This window comes from Lacisediminihabitans sp. FW035 (assembly GCF_054880895.1).
Window position 1 is genome coordinate 3,482,546 of record NZ_CM142187.1, and the last position, 19,125, is coordinate 3,501,670.

The window sequence follows — 19,125 nt, forward strand, 5'->3', positions numbered from 1 at the left end:
AACGCCGAATGAGCCTGTCGAGATCTCGACAGGCTCATTCGTTCGTAGTGCTGAGGACTCCAGCGTGCTTACGCTGCCAACGTGCTTACGCTTCCAGCGCCGCGATCTCCGCTTCGAGCGACTCGCGACCCGGCTGGCGCCCGGTCGTGAAGACGAACTCGTCGTTGATGTAGTCGACGTGCACGTGGTCACCCGCGTTCAGGTCACCGGTGAGGATGCGCTCCGAGAGCTGGTCCTCGACCTCGTGCTGGATGGCACGGCGCAACGGCCGCGCTCCGAGCGAGGGATCGAACCCGACCTTGATCAGGTGCTCCTTGGCAGGGACGGAGATCGCTACGGTCATGTCGCGGTCCAGCAGGCGGTCGGAGAGACGCTTGATGAACAGGTCCACGATCTGCAGCAGCTCGTCCTTGCTGAGCTGCGGGAAGACGATCGTCTCGTCGACACGGTTGAGGAACTCCGGCTTGAAGTTCTTCTTCAGCTCCTCCACGACCTTTCCACGCATCCGGTCGTAACCGGTCGCGGTGTCTGTAGAGGAGGTGAATCCGAGCGGCGTGCCCGAGATGTCCTTCGTACCGAGGTTGGTGGTCATGATGATCACGGTGTTCTTGAAGTCGACGACGCGACCCTGGCCATCTGTCAGGCGTCCCTCTTCCAGGATCTGGAGGAGCGAGTTGAAGATGTCGGGGTGAGCCTTCTCGATCTCGTCGAACAGCACGACGGAGAACGGCTTGCGGCGCACCTTCTCGGTGAGCTGGCCGCCCTCTTCGAAGCCGACGAACCCGGGAGGGGCACCGAACAGCCGCGAAACAGTGTGCTTCTCGCCGTACTCGGACATGTCGAGGGAGATCAGAGCGTTCTCGTCGTCGAAGAGGAACTCGGCAAGAGCCTTCGCGAGCTCCGTCTTACCGACACCGGTCGGGCCGGCGAAGATGAACGAACCGCTCGGGCGCTTCGGGTCCTTGAGGCCTGCACGGGTGCGTCGGATGGTCTTGGACAGGGCCGAGATGGCCTCCTCCTGGCCGATGACGCGCTGGTGGAGAGCCTTCTCCATGAAGACGAGACGGCTGGTCTCCTCCTCCGTGAGCTTGAACACCGGGATGCCGGTGGCGGCGGCGAGCACTTCGGCGATCACGCCTTCGTCCACGGTGCCGGTCGAGCCGGCCTCTCCGCTCTTCCACTGCTTCTCGAGACGCAGGCGCTCTCCGAGCAGCTTCTTCTCTTCGTCACGAAGCGAAGCGGCCTTCTCGAAGTCCTGGTCCTCGATCGCGCCTTCCTTGAAGCCACGGACCTCGGCGATCTTGTCGTCGAACTCGCGCAGCTCCGGCGGAGCCGAGAGGATCGAGAGGCGCAGGCGTGCGCCGGCCTCGTCGATCAGGTCGATCGCCTTGTCGGGGAGGAAACGGTCGGCCACGTAGCGGTCGGCCAGGTTCGCGGCGGCGACGATTGCGCCATCCGTGATGGAGACCTTGTGGAACGACTCGTACTTGTCGCGGAGTCCCTTGAGGATGTTGATGGTGTGGGCCAAGGAAGGCTCGTGCACCTGCACGGGCTGGAAACGACGCTCGAGCGCGGCATCCTTCTCGAAGTGCTTGCGGTACTCGTCGATCGTGGTGGCCCCGATGGTCTGGAGCTCACCGCGCGCGAGCAACGGCTTGAGGATGGATGCGGCGTCGATCGCGCCTTCGGCTGCACCGGCCCCGACGAGCGTGTGGATCTCATCGATGAACGTGATGATGTCGCCGCGGGTGCGGATCTCCTTGGTGACCTTCTTCAGGCGCTCCTCGAAGTCACCGCGGTAGCGGCTTCCGGCAATGAGCGATCCGAGGTCGAGTGTGTAGAGCTGCTTGTCCTTCAGCGTCTCCGGCACGTCGCCGCGAACGATCGCCTGGGCGAGACCTTCGACGACGGCGGTCTTGCCGACGCCCGGCTCACCGATCAGCACGGGGTTGTTCTTGGAGCGACGGGACAGGATCTGCATGACCCGCTCCATCTCCTTCTCGCGCCCGATGACCGGGTCGAGCTTGCCGTCGCGCGCCGCCTGCGTGAGGTTGCGTCCGAACTGGTCGAGGATCTGGCTTCCACCCTGAGCCGCGGCCTGGGTCTCGCCGCCGACGGCGACCTGCTCCTTGCCCTGGTAACCGCTGAGCAGCTGGATGACCTGCTGGCGCACGCGGTTGAGGTCGGCGCCGAGCTTCACGAGCACCTGGGCTGCGACACCCTCACCCTCGCGGATGAGGCCGAGCAGGATGTGCTCGGTGCCGATGTAGTTGTGGCCGAGCTGCAGCGCCTCGCGCAGGCTCAGCTCGAGAACCTTCTTCGCACGGGGCGTGAAGGGGATGTGGCCGGTCGGCTGCTGCTGACCCTGGCCGATGATGTCCTGGACTTGCTCGCGCACGGCGTCCAGCGAGATGTTGAGCGACTCGAGCGCCTTGGCTGCGACGCCCTCACCCTCATGGATGAGACCAAGCAGGATGTGCTCGGTGCCGATGTAGTTGTGGTTGAGCATCTTGGCTTCTTCTTGCGCCAAGACGACCACCCGGCGGGCTCGGTCGGTAAATCGTTCGAACATGTTTGCTCCTCTGGCACCGATGCAGGTGTGGCGCCGTTATAGAGAGAGTAACCAGCAGACCCTGCGTTTACTGCCTGTGTTCGCCCAAGGCGTGACGGCATCCTGAGTGCCACTCCTGGCGGCCGTCGTAGCGCCTTCCGGCGGTGTTTCCCGCGGCGGTTCTGCGGGCGCTCCCCCGGGCGGCTCCCAAAACGCAGGACATCCGCCACGAACGTGCCCTCCTCGCGGCATTCCGTGGCGTTTGGTGGCGAATCTCCTGCGTTTTCGGAACCGCCGTCGCGTGACGCGCCCGAGGAGTTTCCGGGATCGCGGAGGAATATGCAAACTCCGCCCCCTCTCGAAAATAGCGACTCGACGGCTTGACGACAGATCCAATTCCCCTCTAAGTTAACGTTTATCGTTGTTATCGATTGTCGTTAGGAGAGCATCATGTCGCAGACCGACCAACTCGCCGGGAAGGGCGCACTCGTGGCCGCAAGCCGCGTCACCGTGTGGATCTTCCTCGCCCTCGCCGTCGCCGCGGGGCTGTTCACCCTCGTCTTCGGATTGGGCGCCGTCATCTCGTCGCTCGCCTCAGGCACGACGCCGCTGACCCTTGCGCTCGACCACACCCTGCCCGCAGCGGCGGATCGCGGATCCGCATCCATCGTGAGCGGCGGCTATGACTCGGCGTCGGTGGTGGTCTCCGGCCTCGACTCGGGCACCGTCGCGCTCGCCACGATTGCGCGCGTCGCCGGCGTGCTCACCCAGGCCGCGATCGCGGCATCCATCGCACTGCTCGCCTGGCGGCTGCTTCGCGGGCGAGCGTTCCGGCGGTCGCTGAGCCTCATCGTGGCGATCTCGGGTGCGATTCTGCTGATCGGCGGGCTGCTCTACGGAGGTCTCGGATTGCTCGCTGCCTGGATGGCCGCCGACCAGTTGAACGGGGTGCGCGGATTCTGGCCGATCATCGGCACCGTGGATGGCACGCCGCTCGGCATCGGCGTCTGCCTGCTGCTCGTCGGGCTCGCCTTCGGATACGGCGAGCGCTTGCAGCGCGACGTCGAGGGACTCGTCTGATGGCCCGGGACCCATTCGCTCCGCGCAAGCCATCGCTCCTTCGCGTCATCTACTGGATTGCGGTGATCGAGGCGGTAGTGGGCACCGTCTTCACCCTTCTTGCCGCAGGATTCGACCTCTTGGCCCCCACCGTCGAGACCGCCATGCCGGTGCAGGTGTTCTGGCCGGCGCTCACGCCCTCGGTGAAGCTGGACCCCGCGCCAGTGGTGCAGGTTGCCGGGGGCGGCTTCGAGGTAGCCGATGTCAGCCTCACCGGACTCGGCCTTGATGCGAGGATCTGGCTCGCCGCCGCCGAGCTGTTCCAGGGCACGATGGTCGTGGCGATCGGGGTCGCGGTCGCGGTGCTGGCCGCGCGCCTGCTTCGCGGCGATCCCTTCGGTCGAGTCCTGTCGAAGACCGCCTTCGGCACCGCCGCGGCGATCGGTGTCGGCGGCATTCTCTGGCAGGTCTGCAGCGGCATCGGTGGCCTCATAGTTTCTGCGACGGCGCTCACCGTCACCGGCTGGACGATCGACGACAAGTACGTTGTACCGGGCAGCGGGAATGAGATCGGCTGGCCGCTTCCCGCCCAGGGCCTCTCGATCGATTTCTGGCCGCTCGGCGCCGCCCTCGCGATCGTTGCCATCGGGATCGCGTTCCGCTACGGCGAGACCCTTCAGGCCGATGCCGCGCGGCTGCGTCAGCAGAAGCTTGCGCTGCAGCGCGACACAGAGGGGCTGATCTAGTGGAGGAGGAGACCGGGATCCACTGCCGTCTCGACGAACTCCTCGCGGAGCGGGGGATGACGCTCACAAGACTCAGCGAGCTGGTGGGCCTCAGCATCGTCAACCTGAGCGTGCTGAAGAACGACCGGGCGCGTGCCATCCGCTTCTCCACGCTCTCGGCCATCTGTGGCGCGCTGGAATGCGAGGTCGGGGAGTTGCTCGTCGTCGCCTAGCCGTTCCTCGCGCGCTCACGAAAACGCAGGAGATTCGCCACAATGTGATGTGTTTCGCGGCGTTGGGCCCCACCGGTGGTGAATCTCCTGCATTTTCGGACGCGCTCGCAGGCTGCACCCCCGCAATTTTGCAGTTTGCGCTGTTTTGCAGAGTGTGCAAGAATGCATTCATGAACGAAATTGTCGAGGTCGGGATCCGCGAGCGCAAGCGCGCCGCGACCTTCCGCACGATCTACGCGGCCGCAGCTGAGCTCGCTCTCGAAATCGGGCTCGAGCACGCCACGGTCGATGCCATCAGCGACCGTGCCAACGTGTCGTCCCGCACCTTCTTCAACTACTTCGCGTCGAAGGAGGATGCCGTGCTCGGCATCGATTCCGGCGAAGTCAGCGAAGAGGCGATCGAGCACCTGTCGAACCACCGCTCCGACGACGTGCTGCACGACGTGGCATCCCTCGTCTATTCGGTGGTGGCGGATTCGACCATCGACGACAGCCGCGACCTTCGCCGGATGGTGCTCGAGAAGTATCCGCAGCTTCTCACCCGCCAGATCATGCGGGTGAGCGCCATGGAAGACCGTCTCGGTCTTGTCGTCGGCGAGTGGCTCAGCACGGAACCGAACTTCGCGAGCTACACGCCAGAGGAACGGCAGGAGGCCGCGCAGATCCTGCTCAGCGTCTGCCTCTCGGCCATGCGGGTCGCGATGAAGAAATGGCCGCGCGGCACCTCGGGTGACCCGCGCGAGAACTACACCCGGGCAGTCGACCTGCTCCGCACAGTAATGGAGAGAGTTTCATGACAACCACCACGGTCACCCCGACCGCCAAACGCAACGTGCTGCTGGTATTCGCCGGCCTCATGGTCGCGATGCTTCTGGCATCGCTCGACCAGACCATCTTCTCCACCGCGCTTCCGACGATCGTCGGCCAGCTCGACGGCGTGAGCCACATGCTCTGGGTGACGACGGCCTACATCCTCGCCTCCACCATCGTGATGCCGGTCTACGGAAAGCTCGGCGACCTGATCGGGCGCAAGTCGCTCTTCATCATCGCGATCGGGCTCTTTCTCGTCGGATCGGTCGTCGGTGGCCTCGCCGACTCGATGACCGCCCTCATCGTGGGCCGCGCTATCCAGGGCCTCGGCGGCGGTGGCCTCATGATCCTCGCCCAGGCGATCATCGCCGATGTCGTACCGGCTCGCGAGCGCGGCAAGTACTCCGGCATCATGGGTGCGGTCTTCGCCGTCTCCTCGGTCGCCGGCCCCCTGCTCGGCGGATTCTTCACCGACGGACCCGGCTGGCGCTGGGCGTTCTGGATGAACATCCCGCTCGGCATCATCGCCATCGCTTCGGCCGTCTTCTTCCTCAAGCTGCCAAAGGGCACCACCCGCAACCCGAAGGTCGACTACGCCGGCATGACGGTACTCGCCCTCGCGGCCACCTGCCTCGTGCTTTTCACCACCTGGGGCGGCAACACCTACGACTGGAACTCGCCCATCATCATCGGCCTCATCGCCGGCACAGTGGTCGCGGCCGTGGCCTTCGTGCTGATCGAGCGCCGGGCCGCTGAGCCGGTGATCCCGCTGCACCTGTTCAAGAACCGCAACTTCAACCTGACCACCGCGGCCGGCCTTATCACCGGTGTCGCGATGTTCGGAGCCCTCGCCTACATGCCCACCTACCTGCAGATGGTGACCGGCGTCGGCGCCACGCAGGCCGGGTTCCTGATGATCCCGATGATGGGCGCGCTGCTCCTGTCATCCATCGTCTCGGGCCAGATCGTGTCGAAGACCGGTCGCTACAAGGCGATCCCGATCATCGGAACCGTGCTGGTCGCCGTGGGGCTCACGCTGCTCTCGACCCTGCTGGCCACCACCGCCGTCTGGATCATCTGCGTCTACCTCGCGATCATGGGACTCGGGCTCGGCATGAGCATGCAGATCCTGATCCTGGTAGTGCAGAACTCGTTCCCCGTCTCGCAGGTCGGCACCGCGACGGCGTCGAACAACTTCTTCCGCCAGATCGGATCGTCCCTCGGGTCGGCCGTCGTGGGGAGCCTGTTCGTCTCCCGCCTCACGGCGAGCCTTGCCGAGAATCTCCCGGCCGGGTCCACCGGCGGCGCGGGATCCAACTCGCTCACCCCCGCGGTGGTGAACGCACTGCCTCAGGGCATCCGCGACATCATCGTGGGCGCCTACAACGAGTCTCTCGCGCCGATCTTCCTCTACCTGGTGCCGCTCGTGCTGGTCGCGGCCGTGCTCCTGGCCTTCGTGCAGGAGAAACCGCTGGCCACGACGATCGACCGCGGCGCTCCGGATGCCTCAGACTCGACGATCCCGGAGGTCGCGTCAGACACCACTACGGTGCGCGTGCCGGTGCTGGCCAACACGGCGGCGTCAGTCGGCTCGGGGGCGTCAGTCGGCTCGGCGGCGACAGTCGGCTCGGCGGCGTTACCCGCGTAGCTCGACCTCGCGAGCGCCTCCCCCTCACCACCTCCCGTTTTTCTCACCACCACCCTGTTTCGACAGGGAGGTGGTCGGAAAAACGGGAGGTGGTTTGCGTGGGGCCCGGGAACTGACCCGCGTAGCATTTCGGCATGAGCAACCTCGAGAAGCACCCGGCGGAGCTGCTCGAGGATCCGGCACCCCTCTCATCCAGAGGCATCGAGATCCTCGAGCCGCGTGACGTTCCCCTCGGCGGCCCCCGCGCGATGATCGTGCGGCGCACGCTCCCCCAGCGGCGCAAGTCGCTCATCGGCGCCTGGTGTTTCGTCGACCACTATGGTCCGGATGTGGTGGCCCACCGAGGCGGGATGGTCGTGCCGCCGCATCCGCATACCGGCCTGCAGACCGTGAGCTGGCTGTTCGCTGGGGTGCCCGGCAACGGCGACATCGACCACCGCGACAGTGTGGGGAGCCACGCGCTCGTGCGCCCGGGTGAGCTCAATCTCATGACGGCGGGGCGGGGCATCGCGCACTCCGAGGTGTCCACGGCGTCCACCGCCCTCCTGCACGGAGCCCAACTGTGGATCGCCCTGCCCGACGCGTCGCGGCACCGCTCGCCGTTCTTCGAGCACTTCGTGCCCGTCGCCGCCGATTTCGGGGCCGCCACTGTGAGGGTCTTCATCGGCTCGCTCGTGGGGCAGCGCTCTTCCGCGGCTGTCTTCAGCGCGCTGGTCGGTGCGCAAGTGGACCTGCCGGCCGGGGCATCCATCGATCTGCCCGTCGATCCGCGGTTCGAGCACGGAGTGCTGGTGGATGCGGGCAGCCTCCTCCTCGACGGCGAGGTCGTGCCGCCGTCACATCTCGGTGTCGCGGGACTTGGCCGCGACATCCTGCGCCTCGAAGCCGGGGACGCACCGGTGCGCCTGCTGCTGATCGGCGGCGAGCCGTTGGGCGAGAGCATCGTGATGTGGTGGAACTTCATCGGGCGCAGCCACGAGGAGATCGTGGCCTTCCGTCAGGACTGGCAGGCGGATGTCGTGGGCGGCGCGACCGAAGCGGGTCGTTTCGGCACCGTGCGCGGCTATGACGGGCGGCCGCTGCCGGCGCCCGAGATGCCGAACGTGCGACTCAGGGCTCGCGAGTAGACGAACGAATGGCGGGACTGGCCGCGTCCGCGTTCTCCGCCTCGAAGCGGGCACGCTCCTCGGCCTCGATCTCGGCATAGACCGTGCGCTCGGTGCGGTCCGCCCGGAAGATCGAGCGCATGACGAGCCAGAAGATCAGCCCGAGCAGGATCGTCGGGATCAACGAGTACGCCGCGTTGGCCCAGAAGTTTTCGATCACGTCAACAGGATACGTCGTGAGGCTGGGGGAATGTCAGCCGTGCCTCATGATGCCGAGGACGCCCTGCACGATCGAATAGAGCCCCACGCCGGCGACGCCGATCCAGAGCCAGATGCGGGTGACCGAGGGCTTCCTCGGATCCTTGGGCTCGACCGGCGGGACGGTCATCATTTCACCAACGGGAAGAGGATGGTCTCGCGCACGCCGAGTCCGGAAAGGGCCATCAGCAGGCGATCGACACCCATGCCCATGCCCCCGGAGGGCGGCATCCCGTACTCGAGCGCCCGCAGGAACTCTTCGTCGAGACGCATTGCCTCTGGGTCGCCGGCCGCGGCGAGCTTCGCCTGCTCGACGAACCGCTCACGCTGGATCACCGGGTCGACGAGTTCGGAATACCCCGTGGCGAGCTCGAAGCCGCGCACATAGAGGTCCCACTTCTCGACCAGCCCGGGTTGCGTGCGGTGATCGCGCACGAGAGGGGACGTGTCTACCGGGAAGTCCATCACAAAGGTCGGGCGCGTGAGCCCGGGCTTCACGAAGTGCTCCCACAGTTCCTCGATGTACTTGCCGGGTGTCGGCTGTCCGACCTCGACGCCCACGGAGTCGGCATACCCCCGCAGCTCGTCGAGTGGAGTGTGCGCCGTGATCTGCCAGCCGGATGCCGCGTTCAGCGAGTCGAGCATCGAGATGCGGTCCCACTCCCCGCCGAAGTCGTAGTCCGTGCCATCCGCCAGCGTGACGACGAGGCTGTCGCCGATGGCGAGCGCGGCCTTCTGGATCATCTCCTGGGTGAGATCCGCCATCTGGTTGTAGTCGCCGTAGGCCTGGTAGGCCTCCACCATCGCAAATTCGGGCGAGTGGGTGGAGTCGGCGCCCTCGTTACGAAAGTTGCGGTTGATCTCGAATACCCGCTCGATACCGCCGACGACCGCCCTCTTGAGGAAAAGCTCCGGCGCGATGCGCAGGAACAGCTCGGTGTCGAAGGCGTTGCTGTGGGTCACGAACGGCCGAGCGGATGCCCCGCCGTGCATGGTCTGCAGCATCGGGGTCTCCACCTCGATGTAGCCGTGGTCGGCGAAGGTCTTGCGCAGAGAGGCGACGGATGCCGAGCGGTCGCGCACCATCTTGCGCGCACCCTCTCGAGCGATCAGGTCGAGGTACCGGGCTCGCACGCGGGTCTCCTCGTTGAGCTCCACGTGGAGGTTGGGCAGCGGACGAAGCGTCTTCGCGGCGATCTTCCACTCTTTCACGAGGACGCTCAGTTCGCCGCGGCGGCTGGAGATCACTTCACCGGAGACGAAGAGATGGTCGCCGAGATCGACGAGATCCTTCCACTCCGCGAGGGATTCCTCCCCCACCTCGGCGAGCGAGACCATGGCCTGGACGCGGGATCCGTCGCCGGACTGCAGCGACGCGAAGCAGAGCTTGCCCGTGTTGCGGAGGTGCACGACGCGGCCGGCGAGGCCCACGGTGACGCCGGTGGCCGCATCCGTCTCGAGGCCCTCATATTGGGCCCGTACCGCCGGGATCGTCGTGGTGATCGGCAGCCCGACGGGATAGGCCTCGGCACCGGAGGAGATCAGCCGCTCACGCTTGCCGAGGCGCACCACGGTCTGCTCGGAGAGCTCTTCTTCGGTCGGCTCTGGCGGCGGGGTCTGCTCGGTCATGCGTGTGGGCTCCTGAGGGTTGCGGCTCGACGAGTTTACCGGCGGCGTTCGGGCGACGGGGCGCCGGTGACGACAGGGTTGGTGCGGCGGCTCGACGCTTCCGGCGCTGGTGAGCACCGACCGCATCCGATTTCCGGGCGATTGCGGACACACCGGGTCGGCCCGCCGGCCCGCGCAGTCCGTGATGGCCCGGAAAGGGCCGTTCGCGAACGGAGGGCCGACGGGCGCCCCGTCAGGAGTGGATGCCTGCGAGGAAGATCGCCTCGTTGTCGATGAGGCGCGTGGTGCCCACGCGGGCGGCGACAAGCACGATCGCCCGCCCCTGGTGGTCGTCGTCGACCGGGAGGAAGGTCTCGGGGTCGACGATCACCAGGTAGTCCAACTCCACGAGGTGTTCCCCCATGAGCACGGACTGGGCCGCGGCGAGTACGGCGTCGATGCCCCGGTCGGCGGATGACTCGGCAGCCTCGAGAGCGATGGACAGCCCCCGCGCCGCCCGCCTCTCCTTCGCGTCGAGGAATCGGTTGCGGCTCGAGAGGGCGAGGCCGTCGTCCTCTCGGACTGTCGGCACGACCTCGACCGCGATCGGCAGGTCGAGGTCGACGATCATGCGCTTGACGAGGAAGACCTGCTGCGCATCCTTCTGGCCGAACAACACGACGTCGGGCTGGGCGATGTTGAGCAGTTTGGAGACGACGGTGAGCACTCCGTCGAAGTGGCCGGCCCGGGTTCGACCCTCGTACAGCGACCCGACCCGCCCCGCGGTGACCCTGGTGTCGCTGGCGCCGGTCGGGTACATCTCCAGCACCGTCGGCGCGAAGACGGCACTGACGCCGAGTGGCTCCAGCTGGGCGAGATCCTCGGGCAGGGTGCGGGGGTAGCGGTCGATGTCCTCGGTCGGACCGAACTGCAGGGGATTGACGAAGATCGAGACGATCACCACATCCGCCATCTCGGTGGCCCGGCGCACCAACGCGAGATGGCCAGCGTGGAGAGCGCCCATCGTGGGAACGAGTGCGACCCGCTTGCCCTCGGCCCGTGCCCGCCCGGTGATCGTGCGCAGCTCGGAAATGGTCTCGGCTACGGCGATGGGCATCCCTCGATGGTAGTGCCCCGCGTGCCGGTGGCCGGCGGACCCGTCAGTGCGAGCGGCGAAGCGCGTTCTCGACGGAGGAGCGCACGAGCGGACCGAGCACGGCTCCGGGAGCCTCGATGCCGATCGAGGCGAGCAGGGTGGTGGCCTGGTCGACGATGGCGCTCGAGAAGCTGGTGGCCGTGGCGATAGCCTCGGCGTAGGCCGGACGATCCTCCTCCGCGATGATGATCGGCTCCCCGCCCATCTCCACCACCAGTGCCTGCCCGATGGGCTGCACCGGTGCCGGCGCGGTCACCGCGAAGTAGGCGCCCACGAGCTGTGAGATATCGATGGTCGTGCCGGTGAAGGAGACGGCCGGATGGATGGCGAGCGGGATCACGCCGGCCGCGACGGCGGGAGCGAGCACCGCGGTGCCGTACTCGGCAGCGGTGTGCAGCACGAGCTGCCCCGGCTGCCAGGCCCCGGTGGACGCCAGGCCGGCCACGAGCGCGGGAAGTTCCGCGGCAGGCACGGCGAGGATCACCAGCTCGCTTCGTTCGATGATCGCCGGCACGTCGAGGATCGGCACCCCGTGCAGCATCGCCTCCGCGCGCTCCCGGCTGGACTCCGAGATCGCGGAGATGCCGACGACGGCATGGCCGGCTCCGGCGAGCGCGGCTCCGAGAACCGGGCCGACCCGGCCGGCTCCGACGATCCCGATCCCGAGCCGACCGGAACGGCGGCGAACATCCTCCTCGCGATCGGAGGCCGGCAGATCGGGATCGGACAGGCTGTCGAAGCTCATGCGGGAAGCTCCCCGGCCCGCCAGCGGTGAGAAGTGTCCGACTGACCGGCACGAACGGCCACGTCGGCGACCTCGGTGAAGAAGGCGAGCGCGGCGTCTCGATCCACGGCACCGATATCCGCGGTGATCGGTCCGTTCACCGTGTGGAGGTGGATCGACGCGAGACGCAGGCTCCGCAGCAAGGGCCCCTGGTGCAATCCGACACTCTGCAGCCGCGGCTGGGGCACGATGATGAGGCGCCGCCAGATCGCTCCCTTGCGGAGCAGTAACGAGCCGGGCACGATCGCGAATCCATTGCGACGCCACGAGAACGGGCGAAGCCAGGCCGCCCGCCGTGGTGAGTTCGTGAAGCCGTCGGAACCCCGGGATGTCATGCCGCTCTCGATGAAGGCACTGGTCTCCTCACCGATGAATTCCGGCAGCATGAGCTTCAGCACGGCGGTGACGTCCGCGAGGTTCCCCACTGGCAGGATCGTGGTGTTCGCCTGGTTCGCGGAACCCCGGCTCGAGGTGTGGCTGGCCCTGTTCACCCGGATCTGCCACCAGCCGGCCGGCCGCCAGAGCAGCGACTGGCTCACTTCGATCGAGTGGATGCGCCCCGGCGGCAGGGTCTCGTTGCTCGTGGAGAAGAGCCCGAAGCCGACGCGGACGCCATCCGGAGTGCCGGCGATCGTGTACCGCAGCGACTGCGAGAACCTGCGCGCGTAGTACCCCCCGAATCCGATGATGCCTGGAAGGGCGAAGAACAGCACATACAGGCGACCGGTCGCCGAGATCCAGATCGCGGCCCCGATCACGACGAGCACCGCGAACACGGTACCGGTGCCGAGCAGCATCGACCCGAAGAGCCGGCCGAGATGGATCTTCACCACGGACTCCGGCGGCGCGGCATCCGGGTCCAGTTCCGGCGCGAGCAGCTCGTTCACGCGGCGATCCAGCAGGGTACCGACCGGGGCGACTGCAGCCCGCTCGGCGGCGCGGGTGCCGGATGCCCGGCGCAGGATCTCCCGGCGCAGGTCGTCTGCCGCCGCCGATGAGAGGTACGAGAGGTGCACGTTCGCATCGTGGCCGGCCTGGCTGATCTCGAGTTTCGCGGCCCCGAACAGGCGCGCGATGAAGGGACGCACGATGTTGATGCCCTGGATGCGGTCGAGCCTGGCCTTGCGATTGGTGCGGAACAGGATGCCCGAACGCACCTCGACGACCTCGCTGGTGATGCGGAACGTGTGCATGCGCCAGGAGACGTAAAAGCCGGTGATCAACACGATGAGGAGCAGGGCGACGCCTCCGAGCACCTGAAGGATGATGCCATGGCTCAGCACGTAGTCGACCGGATCGCCGCCATCGTCGAACCGGGGGAGGAACAGGCCGAGCACGCGCTCGCGGAGGTTGCTCACGACATAACCGAGCACCACGATGAGCACGAAGCCGCCTTTCAGCAGCGGCGTCGCCGGGTGCAGGCGGTGCCATTCGCCATCGGTGAGCCGCGCGACGACCGTCGGCACGGAAACCGGAGCCGAGATCTCGGGTTCGCTCACAGCCCGGCCCGGCGGCTCTCCGCAACCGACACGAGGTGGTCACGCAGTTGCTCCGCCTCCGCCTCGGTGAGGCCGGGGATGGTCACGCCGGCCGCGGCCGCCGCGGTCACGAACTTCAGCTCGCTCAGTCCGAGTCCGCGGGCGATCGGACCCCGGTTGATGTCCACCAGTTGCATGCGTCCGTAGGGCACTGCGACGAAGCGCTGCCACATGATGCCACGGCGGAACAAGAGGTCGTCCTCGCGCAGCTGGTAGCCGATGGACCGCACACGACGAGGGGTGAGCGCGAGATTGACGATCGCGGTCACGGCGATGGCGGCGATCACGGCGACGACGATCCAGACCTGCAACAGGAACATCACGACGCCGGCGGCAAGCACGACCACCAAGAAGCCGGCGCCTCCAGCTATCTCGACCCAGACGAGCCGGGGGGAGACGCGTCTCCAGGTGACGCCGGGCAGTTCGAGTCGTTCCATGCTGCCCACCCTACGGCCGAACCCGCACGGCGCGGTCGCCCTGGTCGTCATCGTCGTCGCTCGGCGGGATCGTGCACATGTGCTCTGCTACGAGGCCCCCGGCCAGGAGACCGGCAGCGCCGACCAGCGTGGCAACGGCGAGCCCGACGGATCCCGCCCCCGGCACCACCGATCGCGACAGCAGGTAGACGAGCACCCCGGCTCCGAATCCGGTAACCAGCGACCCGCTCAGCGCACTGGCCTTGGCGAGCACGAGCACCCGCGTCGAATAGAACGGATCGATCGGCTGAGTCGCCTTGCCGCGGGTGAGCCTCCGGATGGGCAGGGCGAGCACGACCACCATGATCCCGATGGCCAGGAGGGCGAGCCCGAGAGTGAGCGGAGGGAGCACGATCGGGCGCCCCGCAGCGGCGAGGAGAGTCTCGACGAATCCGCCACCGATGCCGCCGATGAGCGCGAGCAGCACGAGGGTGGTGATGTTCGTCCGCTTCATGACGCGCCCCGCTTCATGACGCAATCCAAAGCGGCGGCGAGTCGTAGGACCACACCTCGGTCGACGTCGCGACCGGCAGCGAATCGATGCGACCGCGCCCGCGAATGACGGCATCCGGGTCGGCCTGCAACCAGGGCACGACCACGAAGGCGCGCTCCCAGGCCCTCGGATGCGGAAGCGTGAGGTCATCGGAGTCGCGTTCCAGCCCGGCGAAGTCGATGATGTCGAGGTCGAGGGTCCGATCGCCCCACCGCTCGACCCGCACCCGGCCGTGGTCTGCCTCGATGCGATTAAGCTCCACGAGCAGGGCCTCGGGGTGGAGGGCGCTCTGAACGAGCATCACGGCGTTGAGGTAGTCGGGGGCCGCGGCATCCGTTCCCGTCGGTTTGACGGCGTGGGACTGCACGATGCCGGAGACCGCGGTCACCGAGACGCCGTCGAGAGCGACGATGTCGCGCACGGCGGCCCGCAGGTTCTCTTCCCGATCGCCCAGGTTTGAGCCGAGCGCGATGACGACGGGCAGCACGATGCGGCGCCTCACGGGGTGGGGCCGATCGGGCGGCTGCGGGTGATGGTCACCGAGACGTCGCCGAAGGGCACGGTGATCGGCGCCGCAGGCTTGTGGATGGTGACGGTGACCCGCTTGGCCCGCTCGTAGCCGAGGACGATGGCGGCGACCCGTTCCGCCACAGTCTCGATGAGATCCACCGCGTCAGCCTGGACCGCCGCGTACACGGCCTCGGCCAACTCGCCGTAGTGGATGGTCTTGGTCACGTCGTCGGAGGCCGCTGCCGGTGCGAGATCGACCGCGATCTCGAGGTCGATGACGAACTCCTGGCCGTTCTCCCGCTCGAACTCGAGCACGCCGTGGTGGGCGAAGATGCGAAGACCCTCGAGTCGGATGCTGTCCATCGGCGAGTCCTGTTCGGTCGGATTGCGGTCGGTCACGGTTGCATCGCCTCCCACACGTCGAGGGCATCCTTCGTTGCGGCGACATTGTGCACGCGAACCCCCCACACTCCGGACTGGGCGGCCAGCGCACTGATGGTGGCCGTCGCGGTATCGCGGGCCGAGGTCGGGGCGTCCGGCTCGACGAGCGGGGCCAGGAATCTCTTGCGGGAAGCCCCGATCAGCACTGGGTATCCGATGGTGCTGAGGGCGGCGATGTTGGAGAGCAGCTGCCAGTTCTGCTCGGCGGTCTTGGCGAAGCCGATGCCGGGATCGAGGATGATGCGGTCCGGCCGCACCCCGTTGACGATGAGCTCCGCCACCCGGTTCTTCAGCTCAGTGCGCACATCCCTCAGCACGTTCCCATAGGTGGTGCTCGGGCGGCTCGTGTCGCCGGGGGCGTTCGGCCCCCGCCAGTGGCTCGCGATGAAGTGGAGCCCGGTCTCGGCTGCGACTCTCGCCATACCCGGGTCGGCGAGACCGGCCGACACGTCGTTGATGATGACCGCCCCCAGTTCGGCGGCGGCGAGCGCGGTCGACGCATTCATGGTGTCGACACTCACCGGGATGCCCCGGTCGACGAGCGCCTCGATCACGGGCAGAACCCGGCGTTGCTCTTCGACCGCGGAGACGCGCACGGCCCCTGGCCGGGTCGACTCCCCGCCGACGTCCACGAGCTGGGCCCCGGCGGTCACGAGCTGCTCGCCGTGGGCGATCGCGGCATCCTGCGAGAGGTAGAGGCCGCCGTCGCTGAAGGAGTCAGGGGTCACGTTGACGATTCCCATGATGCGGGGCCGGGAGAGACCGACCGGACGATACGGCCGGAGAGAGACCAGTTCGCCGCTCACGGTGTCGCCCCGATCAGTGCCATGATCTCGGCCCGCTCCGCCGGCTGGGAGAGGATGCCGCGACTCGCGAGGGTGACGGTCGTCGAGTGCACCTGGCGGCTCGCCCGCGCGGTGACGCATCCGTGGCTGGCATCGAGCACCACGAGCACTCCGCGCGCGTCGAGGCCGGCCTCGAGCGCATCCGCAATCTCCTCGGTAAGCCGCTCCTGCAGCTGCGGACGAGCGGCGAGGGTTTCGACGACCCGGACGAGGGAACCGAGGCCGACGATTCGGGCACCCGGAAGATAGGCGAGGTGGGCGACCCCGGTGAACGGCAGAAGGTGGTGTTCGCACATGGAACGGAATTCGATGTCGCGAAGGAGCACCAGTTCGCCGGCCTCAGGGGTGTCGGCGATGAAGTCCACACTGGGCGCGAGGTGGTCGAGCGGGTCGACGCCGAGCCCGGAGAAGAACTCGCCGTACGACTCGGCGATGCGTTTCGGAGTGCTCAGCAGTCCCGGCCGAGCCGGATCCTCGCCGATCGCGGCGAGGATCTCGAGAACGGCAGCCTCGATCCGTGCGGTATCGATACTCACGTCTACGAGCGTAGAGGGAGACAGCGCAGCGGGACTACGCGGTGGCGATGTCGGGGCGCTTGCGCGGGCGTGGCTCGCGCGCCTTCTTCGCCGGCTCCGACGTGACTCCGCCATCCACCACTCCGGCGTCGATCGGCGCCTTCTGCGGCACGAGCACGGGGGGAAGGGCCGACACCGGGCGCTTGGTGCTCGACAGCCACTGGGGCCGCTCGGGCATCTTCTTGACGTCCTTGAAGATCTCGGCGAGCTCGGTGTGGTCGAGGGTCTCCTTCTCGAGGAGGGCCGTCGCGAGCTTGTCAAGGATGTCGCGGTTCTCGTTGAGAACCTCCCAGGCCTCGTTGTGCGCGTTCTCGATGAGGGTGCGCACCTCGGCATCGACCTGCTCGGAGAGCCGCTCGGAGTAGTCGCGCTGGCTGCCCATGTCACGGCCGAGGAACATCTCGCCCGATCCGGAGCCCAGCTTGACCGATCCGATGTTCGACGACATGCCGAACTCGGTCACCATCTTGCGCGCGGTCGACGTGGCCTTCTCGATGTCGTTGGATGCCCCGGTTGTGGGGTCGTGGAACACGACCTCCTCTGCGACACGGCCACCCATCGCGTAGGCGAGCTGGTCGAGCAGCTCGTTTCGGCTGATGGAGTAGCGGTCTTCGAGCGGCAGCACCATCGTGTAGCCGAGCGCACGACCTCGGGGAAGGATGGTGACCTTGGTGACGGGGTCGGTATTGCGCATCGCCGTGGCGACGAGGGCGTGTCCGCCCTCGTGGTAGGCGGTGATGAGCTTCTCCTGGTCGCGCATCACGCGGGTGCGGCGCTGGGGTCCGGCCATCACGCGGTCGACGGCCTCATCCAGGGCCCGGTTGTCGATGAGCTGCGCGTTCGAGCGGGCGGTGAGGAGCGCGGCCTCGTTCAGCACGTTCGCCAGGTCGGCTCCGGTGAATCCCGGCGTCTTGCGCGCGAGCACCTCGAGGTCGACTCCGGCCGCGAGGGGCTTGCCCTTGCCGTGCACCTCGAGGATCTGCTTGCGGCCGAGGAGGTCGGGAGCATCCACTCCGATCTGGCGGTCGAAGCGACCGGGGCGCAGCAGCGCGGGGTCGAGGATGTCGGGACGGTTCGTCGCCGCGATGAGGATGACGTTCGTCTTGACGTCGAACCCGTCCATCTCGACGAGCAGCTGGTTGAGAGTCTGCTCGCGCTCGTCGTGGCCGCCACCCATGCCGGATCCGCGGTGGCGTCCGACGGCGTCGATCTCGTCGACGAAGATGATCGCCGGGGAGTTCTCCTTGGCCTGGGCGAAGAGGTCGCGCACGCGGCTCGCGCCGACTCCGACGAACATCTCGACGAAGTCCGATCCGCTGATCGAGTAGAACGGCACGTTCGCCTCACCGGCGACAGCGCGGGCCAAGAGCGTCTTGCCGGTGCCGGGAGGGCCGTAGAGCAGCACTCCCTTGGGGATGCGTGCGCCGACCGCGAGGAACTTGGCCGGATCCTTCAGGAAGTCTTTGATCTCCTCGAGTTCCTCGATCGCCTCGTCGGCACCCGCGACATCCGCGAACGTGACTTTGGGGCTCTCCTTGGAGACGAGCTTGGCCTTGGACTTGCCGAACTGCATGACCTTGGATCCGCCGCCCTGCATGCTGGAGAGAAGGAACCAGAAGATCAGGCCGATGATGATGAACGGGATGACGAGACCGAGAAGCGACGACAGCCAGTTGCCCTTGTCGACCTGGTCGTCGTACTTGGCGCCGGAGGAGTCCACGGCCTTGACGATGTCGGCGCCGCGGGCGGTGGCGTAGTAGAACTGCACCTGCTTGCCGTCGGCTCCGGCGGTGGCCAGAGTGAGGTCAACGCGCTGTTCGCTGTCGACGATCTTGGCCGAGGCGACCTTGTCGTCTTGGAGGAGGGCGAGGCCGTCCTTGGTCGTGATCTCTTTGAATCCGGAGCCGCTGAGGAGGCTGAATCCGACCGACACGACGATGACTGCCAGCAGGATGTAGATCAGCGGGCCGCGGAGAAATCGCTTGAAATCCATAGTGTTCCGGGGATCACGCCCGGCACCTTTCTGACGAAGAATGTGACGCCAAGGCTACCCGAGCGGTACTGGGTGGCTGCTGCATGTTTGCCGTGGGCGTAATCCCCGAACCCGCTGGACGAGCAGGGCGCCCAGCGCCCGTATCCGCGTTGGTCGAGCAGGGCACCCGGCGCCGGTATCCCCGTTGGTCGAGCAGGGCGCCCGACGACCGTATCCCCGTTGGTCGAGCAGGGCGCCCAGCGCCCCCGTCGAGACCCGGCCGGGGCTCGGCCGCCCCTGGCCGCACTCGTCGAAAATTTTCCCCTCGGGGTGTCCC

The 19,125-nt window shown here is 67.2% G+C and carries 20 protein-coding genes; 6 read left to right on the forward strand and 14 right to left on the reverse strand.

Features of this window, described 5'->3' with window-relative positions:
* Positions 1 to 85: 85 nt before the first annotated feature.
* A complete protein-coding gene (locus ACVXZ4_RS16695) occupies positions 86 to 2,572 on the reverse strand; it encodes an ATP-dependent Clp protease ATP-binding subunit (RefSeq protein ID WP_461795908.1) in 2,487 nt (828 codons plus the stop codon).
* Between the two features lie 429 nt (positions 2,573 to 3,001).
* Here ACVXZ4_RS16695 and ACVXZ4_RS16700 point away from each other — a divergent pair, with 429 nt between their 5' ends.
* From ACVXZ4_RS16700 to ACVXZ4_RS16725, 6 genes are all read left to right on the forward strand, one after another.
* Positions 3,002 to 3,631 carry a hypothetical protein gene (locus ACVXZ4_RS16700; protein ID WP_461795909.1) on the forward strand — a complete coding sequence of 210 codons (630 nt, stop codon included), beginning with the start codon at positions 3,002 to 3,004 and terminating at the stop codon, positions 3,629 to 3,631.
* Complete coding sequence (locus tag ACVXZ4_RS16705; RefSeq protein ID WP_461795910.1) at positions 3,631 to 4,356, forward strand: hypothetical protein; 726 nt, start codon at positions 3,631 to 3,633, stop codon at positions 4,354 to 4,356. Before ACVXZ4_RS16700 ends, ACVXZ4_RS16705 begins: the two co-directional genes overlap by 1 nt.
* Complete coding sequence (locus tag ACVXZ4_RS16710) at positions 4,356 to 4,568, forward strand: helix-turn-helix domain-containing protein (protein ID WP_461795911.1); 213 nt, start codon at positions 4,356 to 4,358, stop codon at positions 4,566 to 4,568. The genes ACVXZ4_RS16705 and ACVXZ4_RS16710 overlap by 1 nt, the downstream gene beginning before the upstream one ends.
* A 170-nt stretch (positions 4,569 to 4,738) precedes the next feature.
* A complete protein-coding gene (locus tag ACVXZ4_RS16715; RefSeq protein ID WP_461795912.1) occupies positions 4,739 to 5,365 on the forward strand; it encodes a TetR/AcrR family transcriptional regulator in 627 nt (208 codons plus the stop codon).
* Entirely contained in the window at positions 5,362 to 7,026 is a 1,665-nt protein-coding gene (locus ACVXZ4_RS16720; protein ID WP_461795913.1) for an MDR family MFS transporter, read from the forward strand. Before ACVXZ4_RS16715 ends, ACVXZ4_RS16720 begins: the two co-directional genes overlap by 4 nt.
* A gap of 134 nt (positions 7,027 to 7,160) precedes the next feature.
* The gene (locus ACVXZ4_RS16725) at positions 7,161 to 8,153 is read left to right on the forward strand and encodes a pirin family protein (protein ID WP_461795914.1); all 993 of its coding nucleotides are present in this window, start codon (positions 7,161 to 7,163) and stop codon (positions 8,151 to 8,153) included.
* Here ACVXZ4_RS16725 and ACVXZ4_RS16730 read toward each other — a convergent pair.
* From ACVXZ4_RS16730 to ftsH, 13 genes are all read right to left on the reverse strand, one after another.
* Positions 8,137 to 8,352 (reverse strand): hypothetical protein, encoded by a 216-nt coding sequence (locus ACVXZ4_RS16730; protein ID WP_461795915.1) that lies wholly within the window; start codon positions 8,350 to 8,352, stop codon positions 8,137 to 8,139. The two genes, ACVXZ4_RS16725 and ACVXZ4_RS16730, sit on opposite strands and share 17 nt — an antisense overlap.
* 33 nt (positions 8,353 to 8,385) lie before the next feature.
* The gene (locus ACVXZ4_RS16735; RefSeq protein WP_461795916.1) at positions 8,386 to 8,523 is read right to left on the reverse strand and encodes a hypothetical protein; all 138 of its coding nucleotides are present in this window, start codon (positions 8,521 to 8,523) and stop codon (positions 8,386 to 8,388) included.
* A complete protein-coding gene (lysS, locus tag ACVXZ4_RS16740) occupies positions 8,520 to 10,019 on the reverse strand; it encodes a lysine--tRNA ligase (RefSeq protein WP_461795917.1) in 1,500 nt (499 codons plus the stop codon). The genes ACVXZ4_RS16735 and lysS overlap by 4 nt, the downstream gene beginning before the upstream one ends.
* 232 nt (positions 10,020 to 10,251) lie before the next feature.
* Positions 10,252 to 11,115, reverse strand: a complete 864-nt coding sequence (panC, locus tag ACVXZ4_RS16745; protein WP_461795918.1) for a pantoate--beta-alanine ligase — start codon at positions 11,113 to 11,115, stop codon at positions 10,252 to 10,254.
* A gap of 43 nt (positions 11,116 to 11,158) precedes the next feature.
* Positions 11,159 to 11,899: a Rossmann-like and DUF2520 domain-containing protein gene (locus ACVXZ4_RS16750; RefSeq protein WP_461795919.1), complete on the reverse strand. Its 741-nt coding sequence runs from the start codon at positions 11,897 to 11,899 to the stop codon at positions 11,159 to 11,161.
* The gene (locus ACVXZ4_RS16755; protein WP_461795920.1) at positions 11,896 to 13,437 is read right to left on the reverse strand and encodes a PH domain-containing protein; all 1,542 of its coding nucleotides are present in this window, start codon (positions 13,435 to 13,437) and stop codon (positions 11,896 to 11,898) included. Before ACVXZ4_RS16755 ends, ACVXZ4_RS16750 begins: the two co-directional genes overlap by 4 nt.
* Positions 13,434 to 13,913 carry a PH domain-containing protein gene (locus tag ACVXZ4_RS16760; protein WP_461795921.1) on the reverse strand — a complete coding sequence of 160 codons (480 nt, stop codon included), beginning with the start codon at positions 13,911 to 13,913 and terminating at the stop codon, positions 13,434 to 13,436. Before ACVXZ4_RS16760 ends, ACVXZ4_RS16755 begins: the two co-directional genes overlap by 4 nt.
* A 10-nt stretch (positions 13,914 to 13,923) precedes the next feature.
* Positions 13,924 to 14,406 carry a DUF3180 domain-containing protein gene (locus ACVXZ4_RS16765; RefSeq protein ID WP_461795922.1) on the reverse strand — a complete coding sequence of 161 codons (483 nt, stop codon included), beginning with the start codon at positions 14,404 to 14,406 and terminating at the stop codon, positions 13,924 to 13,926.
* Between the two features lie 13 nt (positions 14,407 to 14,419).
* Positions 14,420 to 14,947, reverse strand: a complete 528-nt coding sequence (gene folK, locus ACVXZ4_RS16770) for a 2-amino-4-hydroxy-6-hydroxymethyldihydropteridine diphosphokinase (protein ID WP_461795923.1) — start codon at positions 14,945 to 14,947, stop codon at positions 14,420 to 14,422.
* Entirely contained in the window at positions 14,944 to 15,354 is a 411-nt protein-coding gene (folB, locus tag ACVXZ4_RS16775; protein ID WP_461795924.1) for a dihydroneopterin aldolase, read from the reverse strand. Before folB ends, folK begins: the two co-directional genes overlap by 4 nt.
* Positions 15,351 to 16,202: a dihydropteroate synthase gene (gene folP / locus ACVXZ4_RS16780; protein ID WP_461795925.1), complete on the reverse strand. Its 852-nt coding sequence runs from the start codon at positions 16,200 to 16,202 to the stop codon at positions 15,351 to 15,353. Before folP ends, folB begins: the two co-directional genes overlap by 4 nt.
* Positions 16,199 to 16,777, reverse strand: coding sequence for a GTP cyclohydrolase I (gene folE / locus ACVXZ4_RS16785; RefSeq protein ID WP_461795926.1), 579 nt, complete (start codon positions 16,775 to 16,777; stop codon positions 16,199 to 16,201). The genes folP and folE overlap by 4 nt, the downstream gene beginning before the upstream one ends.
* Positions 16,778 to 16,811: 34 nt before the next feature.
* Positions 16,812 to 18,809: an ATP-dependent zinc metalloprotease FtsH gene (ftsH, locus tag ACVXZ4_RS16790; RefSeq protein ID WP_461795927.1), complete on the reverse strand. Its 1,998-nt coding sequence runs from the start codon at positions 18,807 to 18,809 to the stop codon at positions 16,812 to 16,814.
* Positions 18,810 to 19,125 lie beyond the last annotated feature (316 nt).